The 5,691-nt window shown below is 53.7% G+C and carries 2 tRNA genes and 3 rRNA genes; all 5 read right to left on the reverse strand.

Features of this window, described 5'->3' with window-relative positions:
* Positions 1-85: 85 nt before the first annotated feature.
* Positions 86-201, reverse strand: a 5S ribosomal RNA gene (gene rrf, locus GVI59_RS18275).
* A 109-nt stretch (positions 202-310) separates the two neighbouring features.
* Positions 311-3,048, reverse strand: a 23S ribosomal RNA gene (locus GVI59_RS18280).
* 370 nt (positions 3,049-3,418) lie between these two features.
* Positions 3,419-3,494: transfer RNA gene (locus tag GVI59_RS18285), tRNA-Ala, on the reverse strand.
* Positions 3,495-3,499: 5 nt separating this feature from the next.
* Positions 3,500-3,576, reverse strand: a tRNA-Ile gene (locus GVI59_RS18290).
* Between the two features lie 197 nt (positions 3,577-3,773).
* Positions 3,774-5,261 (reverse strand): 16S ribosomal RNA (locus GVI59_RS18295).
* The 16S, 23S and 5S rRNA genes sit together here with 2 tRNA genes alongside, the layout of an rRNA operon.
* Positions 5,262-5,691 lie beyond the last annotated feature (430 nt).

Below are 5,691 nucleotides of genomic sequence, written 5' to 3' on the forward strand. Positions count from 1 at the left end.
CCTTCAGGTTATGAGCCTGACGAGCTACCGGGCTGCTCCACCCCGCGGTGGTTTATGTGATGTGTTGATTGATGTGGATTGGAAGACCTGGCGGCGACCGACTTTCCCACGGCTTAAGCCGCAGTATCATAGGCGCTGGGGGTTTTCACGGCCGAGTTCGGGATGGGATCGGGTGGATCTCTCCCCGCCATAGCCACCAGGTCATCCAACCCACATCTGAGTGGGTCAGTGATTAACGGTTGGTGTTTGTTTTTGAAATGTGCGGCATGGATGATTTCTGTGCATGGGGTGCTTCTCAGGGAGAAGCTTGCAAGTGAGTTCTCGTGGGCGATTAGGACCAGTTAGCTGCACGCATTACTGCGCTTCCACACCTGGCCTATTGACGTGATGGTCTATCACGGCCCTTGGGGAGACCTAGTTTTGAGGTGGGTTTCCCGCTTAGATGCTTTCAGCGGTTATCCCGTCCATACTTAGCTACCCGGCTGTGCCGCTGGCGCGACAACCGGTGCACCAGAGGTATGTTCATCCCGGTCCTCTCGTACTAGGGACAAATCCTCTCAAGTCTCCAACATCCACGGCAGATAGGGACCGAACTGTCTCACGACGTTCTAAACCCAGCTCACGTACCACTTTAATCGGCGAACAGCCGAACCCTTGGGACCTGCTCCAGCCCCAGGATGTGATGAGCCGACATCGAGGTGCCAAACCTCCCCGTCGATGTGGACTCTTGGGGGAGATCAGCCTGTTATCCCTAGAGTACCTTTTATCCGTTGAGCGATGGCCCTTCCACGCGGGACCACCGGATCACTATGGCCGACTTTCGTCTCTGATCGAGCTGTCACTCTCACAGTCAGGCGGGCTTATGCCATTGCACTCGACAGCCGGTTTCCGACCGGCCTGAGCCCACCATCGCGCGCCTCCGTTACACTTTAGGAGGCGACCGCCCCAGTCAAACTGCCCACCATGCAGGGTCCCGGACCAGGCTTACTGGTCGCGGTTAGACATCAGAAAAATTCAGGGTGGTATTTCAAGGATGGCTCCACAGGAACTGGCGCCCCTGCTTCAAAGCCTCCCACCTATCCTACACAGAATGTCTCTGATGCCACTGCAAAGCTGCAGTAAAGGTTCATAGGGTCTTTCCGTCTGACCGCGGATACCCCGCATCTTCACGGGGAATTCAATTTCGCTGAGCCGATGCTGGAGACAGCGGGGAAGTCGTTACGCCATTCGTGCAGGTCGGAACTTACCCGACAAGGAATTTCGCTACCTTAGGACCGTTATAGTTACGGCCGCCGTTTACCGGGGCTTCAATTCAGTGCTCTCACACCTCCTCTTAACCTTCCGGCACCGGGCAGGCGTCAGACCCTATACGTCGTCTCTCGACTTCGCAGAGTCCTGTGTTTTTAATAAACAGTCGCTACCCCCTGGTCTGTGCCACCCGCAAATGGTTGCCCACTCACGGGTCTCGCTTATCCCGAAGTTACGCGAGTAATTTGCCTAGTTCCTTCAGCATCGTTCTCTCAAGCGCCTTGGTATGCTCTACCAGTCCACCTGTGTCGGTTTAGGGTACGGTCTATACGCCAGAGCTATTTCCTGGAATGCTCAAAAAGCCAGTCCAATCCGATAAGGACTGACAACATCTCGCATTCGTCACTTCTGGCAGGTTCAGGAATATTAACCTGATTTCCATCGACTACGGCTTTCGCCCTCGCCTTAGGGGCCGACTAACCCTGCGTGGATTAACCTTGCGCAGGAAACCTTGGACTTACGGCGACAGTGTTTCTCGCACTGTTTGTCGCTACTCATGTCAGCATTCGCACTTCCGATATCTCCAGAGAGGGTCACCCCGTCTCCTTCACAGACCTACGGAACGCTCCGCTACCGCGCATACATAGTATGCACCCACAGCTTCGGCACGTGGCTTGAGCCCCGTTACATTTTCGGCGCAGGGTTTCTAATAGACCAGTGAGCTATTACGCTTTCTTTAAAGGATGGCTGCTTCTAAGCCAACCTCCTGGTTGTTTTGGAATCCCCACATCCTTTCCCACTTAGCCACGATTTAGGGGCCTTAGCTGGTGGTCTGGGCTGTTTCCCTCTCGACAATGGACCTTAGCACCCACTGTCTGTCTGCCAGGCTAAACTTCCGGGTATTCGGAGTTTGGTTAGGTTTGGTAAGGCTTTGGGCCCCCCTAGCCCATCCAGTGCTCTACCCCCCGGGGTCAACACCTGACGATCTACCTCAATAGATTTCGCGGAGAACCAGCTATCTCCGAGTTTGATTGGCCTTTCACCCCTAACCACAGCTCATCCCCGACTTTTTCAACAGGCGTGGGTTCGGTCCTCCAGTGCGTGTTACCGCACCTTCAACCTGGCCATGGCTAGATCACTCGGTTTCGGGTCTTCTGCCAGCAACTCGTCGCCCTATTCAGACTCGCTTTCGCTACGCCTACACCTACCGGCTTAAGCTTGCTGCAAACAGAAACTCGCTGACCCATTATACAAAAGGTACGCCGTCACCCCATAAGAGGCTCCGACTGCTTGTAGGCGTCCGGTTTCAGGTCTATTTCACTCCCCTCGTCGGGGTGCTTTTCACCTTTCCCTCACGGTACTTGTTCACTATCGGTCACTAGAGAGTATTTAGGCTTGGAGGGTGGTCCCCCCATGTTCAGACAGGGTTTCACGTGCCCCGCCCTACTCAAGGACCATAAGAAGCATTACGCATAAGGGGCTATCACCCACTATGGCTGCACTTTCCAGAGCATTCTGCTTATCTTCTCATGGCCACTGGCCTGTTCCGCGTTCGCTCGCCACTACTAGCGGAATCTCAATTGATGTCTTTTCCTCCAGGTACTGAGATGTTTCAGTTCCCCGGGTTTGCCTCCAGCACCTATGTATTCAGTGCGGGATCCTCTTGCGAGGGGGTTGCCCCATTCGGATATCCACGGATCAAAGCCTACTCGCGGCTCCCCGTGGCTTTTCGCAGCGTGCCACGTCCTTCATCGCCTTCTAGTGCCAAGGCATCCACCGAACGCCCTTCTCGCACTCACTTGCTCCCATGCACAGAAACCATCCATACCAAGGCAGAACCCCGATATCTCAGGAAACATGCACGACAGCTCATTCAAGCGCGTCACATTTCAAAATCGCATATGAACGCTTCCGCCAAAATCCCTTAACACAAACTGATCGCTCAGCTCATGGGTCAGACCAACCCAGGATTCCGGCACGCCCACATACGCACCAACCGATTCACACTGACAAAGAACACATCACCAGACACTTTCTCAAACCCGCTGCACCGCAGTCAGATAAAAGAAGGTCCGATCTCTCCAAACCTCTCTCGATGAGATCCATAAAACAAAGCAACTTTGGCAGGCGCCGAAGCACCACAATCCTTAATTACTCGTTCCACCAAACATGGTGGAGGCAGACGGGTTCGAACCGACGACCCCCTGCTTGCAAAGCAGGTGCTCTCCCAGCTGAGCTATGCCCCCAAACCTGGTGGGCCAGGGAGGACTTGAACCTCCGACCCCACGCTTATCAAGCGTGTGCTCTAACCAACTGAGCTACTAGCCCAAACCCAGTCCAATCTGCGAGTTGAAAACTCACAGTCAGATCTCATCGTAGAAAGGGATATGTTGACGGCGCTTCCGCTCCAAAGGAGCAGCTCAGTCAGACCTGAGCGCCTTTGCCGATCCTGCAGCAAAGGACTTTTTATCCGGAATTCTTCAAACCAGATCAGTTGCCCGACCCGATATCGAAAAATATCCTTGAAAGGAGGTGATCCAGCCGCAGGTTCCCCTACGGCTACCTTGTTACGACTTCACCCCAGTCGCTGACCCGACCGTGGTCGGCTGCGTCCTTGCGGTTCGCTCACCGGCTTAAGGTCAAACCAACTCCCATGGTGTGACGGGCGGTGTGTACAAGGCCCGGGAACGTATTCACCGCGGCATGCTGATCCGCGATTACTAGCGATTCCACCTTCATGCACTCGAGTTGCAGAGTGCAATCCGAACTGAGACGGTTTTTAGAGATCGGCATGATGTCACCATCTAGCTTCCCACTGTCACCGCCATTGTAGCACGTGTGTAGCCCAGGACATAAGGGCCATGAGGACTTGACGTCATCCCCACCTTCCTCCGGCTTGTCACCGGCAGTCTCTTTAGAGTGCCCACCCAAACATGCTGGCAACTAAAGATAAGGGTTGCGCTCGTTGCGGGACTTAACCCAACATCTCACGACACGAGCTGACGACAGCCATGCAGCACCTGTGCAAGAGGTCCCTTGCGGGAAATATCCATCTCTGAATACAGCCTCTCCATACAAGCCCTGGTAAGGTTCTGCGCGTTGCTTCGAATTAAACCACATGCTCCACCGCTTGTGCGGGCCCCCGTCAATTCCTTTGAGTTTCAACCTTGCGGCCGTACTCCCCAGGCGGTGTGCTTATCGCGTTAGCTACGACACTGAGTAACTAAGTTACCCAACATCCAGCACACATCGTTTACAGCGTGGACTACCAGGGTATCTAATCCTGTTTGCTCCCCACGCTTTCGCGCCTCAGCGTCAGTAATGAGCCAGGTTGCCGCCTTCGCCACCGGTGTTCTTCCCAATATCTACGAATTTCACCTCTACACTGAGAATTCCACAACCCTCTCTCACACTCTAGTCTGCACGTATCAAATGCAGCTCCCAGGTTAAGCCCGGGGATTTCACATCTGACTGTACAAACCGCCTACACGCCCTTTACGCCCAGTCATTCCGAGCAACGCTAGCCCCCTTCGTATTACCGCGGCTGCTGGCACGAAGTTAGCCGGGGCTTCTTCTGCGGGTACCGTCATCATCGTCCCCGCCGAAAGTGCTTTACAATCCGAAAACCTTCTTCACACACGCGGCATTGCTGGATCAGGGTTTCCCCCATTGTCCAATATTCCCCACTGCTGCCTCCCGTAGGAGTCTGGGCCGTGTCTCAGTCCCAGTGTGGCTGATCATCCTCTCAGACCAGCTATTGATCATCGCCTTGGTAGGCCTTTACCCCACCAACAAGCTAATCAAACGCAGGCTCCTCCACAGGCGACTTGCGCCTTTGACCCTCAGGTATCATGCGGTATTAGCTCCAGTTTCCCGGAGTTATCCCCCACCCATGGATAGATTCCTACGCGTTACTCACCCGTCCGCCACTAAGGCCGAAGCCTTCGTGCGACTTGCATGTGTTAAGCATGCCGCCAGCGTTCGCTCTGAGCCAGGATCAAACTCTCAGGTTCATCACACTCAGACCTAAGCCCAAGCACAACAAACAAAGTCAATCCAGACTTATATTCTTGTCATTGACAGGAACATGTATCGAAACATCTGTTAAAAACGCGTCTGTCTTTCGAAAGATACGCCAAACAACGTTCAATAGTCTGACTTAACCAGTAAGCCCAACCAAACCCTCAGATCCCATCCGGAGATGAAACCCGAGAGAAACGCCGTCAGCATATCCCTCTCTACTCATATTCAATTTTCAAAGACCAATCCCGCACCAGCGGGCCGAATGTTTTACCTCAGTCAGTCCGGAAGTTCAACCCCCGGTCCGCTTCGGTGAGCGGCTTATAAGCCCCACAAACAAATACCGTCAACACACTTTCACAAAAAATCTCACAGAAAATCCAAAAACCAACCAAAAACCCCAGAAAACCAAGGAAAATTAAA

It is taken from the genome of Acetobacter sicerae (genome assembly GCF_011516765.1).
In the GTDB taxonomy this organism is placed as follows: Bacteria; Pseudomonadota; Alphaproteobacteria; order Acetobacterales; family Acetobacteraceae; genus Acetobacter; species Acetobacter sicerae.